Source organism: Dolichospermum circinale AWQC310F, from assembly GCF_000426925.1.
Lineage (GTDB): Bacteria > Cyanobacteriota > Cyanobacteriia > Cyanobacteriales > Nostocaceae > Dolichospermum > Dolichospermum circinale.
On record NZ_KE384689.1, the window covers coordinates 27,335 to 30,064 of the forward strand.

Sequence of the window (2,730 nt, forward strand, 5' to 3'; positions counted from 1 at the left end):
TTGTGTATTTTTACGAGCAAATTTAGCTCTGAATTATCTGTGTAATTAATTTGTCATTTTTTGGTGTGTAGTTAATTTGTCATTTTTTCTGATGTTAATAAGTGATCCTAATTTATTTCTAAACTAGGATCACTTATTTTTAATTCAAATTAATTTTGAGATAAATAGGTATCAACAACTTGTTGACGTTCTATTTTCTTTCTTTTCAAAAACTCTAGGGCAGAGTCAAGATTCTGATGATCATAACTAGAGATCATATAAACTTCTCTGGCCTTATGAAATATACCATAATAACCAGTGAGTCCGAGACTTTTGCCATATCTAGTTAGATTGGTACACCATTTCACATACCATTCATCACCAACGGTGTCAAGCTCATGCTTTAACATCAAGATTTTTCTATACTGGTCACCGATCATCTTGATATACTTGATAACTTCATTCTTATCAAGTATGTGATCAACATAATCTTTTTTAACTAAGATATCGTTGATATAAATCTCATAATGCCACTTATTATTATCAAAGTGGAGATTACGGATTCTTCCGACAAATTCTGGGGCTTGATAAAACATGGTGTGGGTCCTCAAAAAAAACACCACTCTTGGCGTTAGCCACCTCACAGATCAACTTTGTATATAGAATTTGAAATATTAAATTAGAATTTAGATAATATCAATCTATTTCTAGATCAATATTATCTAAATTATTTTAATACTTCAAATCTCGGGCAGATCGATAACCTTTCTGCTCATTCAACTTCCAAAGATTAAGTCCAAATCTTAATTCAGATCTAATCTCAGTAAGAGAATGGATCTGCTTACAATTAAATTCAATGATTTGGCCATCATTCAATTCATGGTCAACACCATTAACTCTAAATATGGCCTCACCTATATTTACAGTTCGAGCTATTGGCTGACTATAACTATGATCTCTATGATCATCAATTAGGCCACTACTCTTAATGCCATTGACTTGGCCACCAAACGAAAGTAATCCGATATTACAACCGGGATATACTCTTTGACAAAACCTAAACAACCTCTCATTATAATAAGCTGGAGAGATTTGGCCATTTCTTAAATCACAATGATTGAAAAGCCACATCCGATATCTATCAGTGGCCTTATAACTAACATCTTTAGTCATGAGAGGAACTAAAGATTTTAGATACTCTTTTAATTCATCTAGAGTATCTTTGCGAACTTTGGAGATGATTTTCATGATGGTGCGATGTGGTAAAAAAACACCATTCTTGGCGATAGCCACCCAACAAATTAATTTGAGGTAACTTAAATTAAAAATAAAAACAAATAACCAATGAACTATAATTATAATTGGTTAGTTACTTGTTAAATCTAGTAACATTTTGGACTCTGCTTTCTTTTGATTCACTAAAATCTTTGACCTTTAATTTGATATGGTAAAATAATATTATCTCTCCAGAAACCAACGCCTCTATTTTTAGCGATTCCTACGGAGCGCTTCGCTATCGCGCACTGTCTTATTATTTCTAAAAACAAATCCAATTCTCTATTTGACGTAAAATCATAATATTGAAATGGCAAAAAATAAGCCGACATTCCCGCAGCGCACATAAGTAACTGGACGTTGTTTTCCTGGCTAATTACATCACTAATATATAAATCACACAATGATCTTTCGTAGTCGTCTTCTTGATATTTATAACAATATAAAAAATTATCTTTAGGAATCAAAGAAGTTAAAAATAACTTAGCATTAATTCCCCATCTCCAATGATCTAAAATCCTTGCATCGTCTGAGTTTTCCCAAGGCTTTTTTAATTCCGGCGCATCAATAAATCTCATTCGCGCTTTGATTATTTTATCCTGATAATTAACAGTTAGGCTGTCACCATCATGAATTTTTAAAACATTTACTTTAATCGCTTTCATTATGTTATAATTAAACAATATTAACTATAACATAATTTCTTTTAACGATGATTTATCAAATAACTGTTAATAAATTCACCATTGATATTAAATTCGATTGCGACTCCTTTAATTCGCCGCTTAACATCAGTTCGTGCATCTTGTAATTCTAATTCATCATCCGTGCTTTCTTCAAGTTCAATCAACTTTTGAATAGCTTTCTCTAATTTAATTAGATAATCTATATCTAAATTTTCTTCACCATTCCAAACTGTGTCATTCATGATTTACTCCTTTTAAAAAAGCTCAAAAAAATGGTGAGAGGAATCACTTTCCTCCACCATTTCATTAACACTAAAACAACGACAACTGAGATGGGCTAGAAACATCTGCTACAACATGACATCCATACCATCCCTCACTAACACAAAATAATCCCCAACCACGCGGACGGGGATTATTTCCTAAATAAACCAAACATGGCACTCCTAATCCAAGTGCATAAGCTAAGGATGCCCAAGTTCCCGAACCTTTGCCACAAAAACAACAGCCCTTTTCACTAGATGGAAATAAATCAACAGGACATTGTGAATCTGGGAATGACACCCACAGTCCATTTCTGCATTTAACAGATTCAATTACATGAACAGAACGCAGCGCAAAAGAACTTTTACCTTTTCCAAAATCAGAAGCCTTAGAAACTTCAGCATTTGGAAATACTTTCCTAAAATAGGCATCAACTCCATTGGCGCAACCCACAAACACCCGGCTATTTTTTGGAATCAAACTAGCAGCTTTTCTACATCCACTAGGAACAGATGCCCTAGCACCA

At 33.3% G+C, this 2,730-nt stretch carries 5 protein-coding genes; all 5 read right to left on the bottom strand.

All coding sequences use genetic code 11. The features are described 5' to 3' along the window. Nucleotides 1-149: 149 nt before the first annotated feature. Entirely contained in the window at nt 150-575 is a 426-nt protein-coding gene (locus tag ACIR310F_RS0114015; protein WP_028084360.1) for a hypothetical protein, read from the bottom strand. 136 nt (nt 576-711) lie between these two features. Further along, on the bottom strand, nt 712-1,227 hold the full coding sequence (locus ACIR310F_RS0114020) for a hypothetical protein (protein ID WP_028084361.1): 516 nt from the start codon (nt 1,225-1,227) through the stop codon (nt 712-714). A gap of 170 nt (nt 1,228-1,397) precedes the next feature. Continuing rightward, nucleotides 1,398-1,919 carry a thermonuclease family protein gene (locus tag ACIR310F_RS0114025; RefSeq protein WP_028084362.1) on the bottom strand — a complete coding sequence of 174 codons (522 nt, stop codon included), beginning with the start codon at nt 1,917-1,919 and terminating at the stop codon, nt 1,398-1,400. A gap of 41 nt (nt 1,920-1,960) precedes the next feature. Continuing rightward, entirely contained in the window at nt 1,961-2,182 is a 222-nt protein-coding gene (locus ACIR310F_RS0114030; RefSeq protein ID WP_028084363.1) for a hypothetical protein, read from the bottom strand. 70 nt (nt 2,183-2,252) lie between these two features. Then, the coding region (locus tag ACIR310F_RS22605; RefSeq protein ID WP_035368016.1) for a hypothetical protein at nt 2,253-2,730 on the bottom strand (478 nt) is incomplete at its 5' end.

Bases quoted from the DNA above. Each gene is read 5' to 3' on its own strand.
- ACIR310F_RS0114015 (WP_028084360.1), bottom strand. From the start codon at position 575: ATGTTTTATCAAGCCCCAGAATTTGTCGGAAGAATCCGTAATCTCCAC.
- ACIR310F_RS0114020 (WP_028084361.1), bottom strand. From the start codon at position 1,227: ATGAAAATCATCTCCAAAGTTCGCAAAGATACTCTAGATGAATTAAAA.
- ACIR310F_RS0114025 (WP_028084362.1), bottom strand. From the start codon at position 1,919: ATGAAAGCGATTAAAGTAAATGTTTTAAAAATTCATGATGGTGACAGC.
- ACIR310F_RS0114030 (WP_028084363.1), bottom strand. From the start codon at position 2,182: ATGAATGACACAGTTTGGAATGGTGAAGAAAATTTAGATATAGATTAT.